The sequence below is a fragment of the Candidatus Symbiopectobacterium sp. NZEC127 genome, from assembly GCF_025962675.1.
Classification (GTDB): domain Bacteria; phylum Pseudomonadota; class Gammaproteobacteria; order Enterobacterales; family Enterobacteriaceae; genus Symbiopectobacterium.
On sequence record NZ_JAGFPG010000103.1, the window covers coordinates 1 to 518 of the forward strand.

Annotated in this window: 1 pseudogene; it reads right to left on the reverse strand. The window is 60.4% G+C overall.

What is annotated here, in order from left to right:
* Positions 1-518 (reverse strand): annotated as a pseudogene (locus J5069_RS24135) (hypothetical protein); the annotation flags it as partial.

Consider the following 518-nt stretch of genomic DNA (forward strand, 5'->3'; position numbering starts at 1 on the left):
TTGCCAAGCGGTATAGCGCGTTTGGTACAGCGTTTCCTGTTCGGCCCGCTCGGCCTGAAGTTCGTCGCGCTGTTTTGCCAATACGGCGAGCGCGCCCTCGCGCTGTGCCAATTCGCTGCGCACCTGCTGACACAGTGTGCGCAGCTGTGCCATACGCACTTGTGCCTCGGAAGCCGTTAGCGCCAGCGTTTGATACTCGGCAATCGCCGGATGGTGCGTGGAGCCACACAGCGGGCAGGCCTTTCCCGGTTGTAACTGTGCACGCTCAGCCTCCAGCTTAACGATGCGCTGTTCCAGCTCGACACGCTGCTCGACATCGTTCAACTGCTGCTCCAGACGTTGACTGTCCGCGCGTTGCGTGTCGATACTCAGGCTGTCGGCCTGAAAACGCTGGTCCAGCGTGAGCCATTTGCTGGCGCTATTTTGCTGCTGTTGACGCAGGTTACTCAGTGCCTGTGTCAATTCCCCGAACTGCCGTCGCGCTTGCCGCGCACGTTGATGTGCCGCATAGCGTTCAC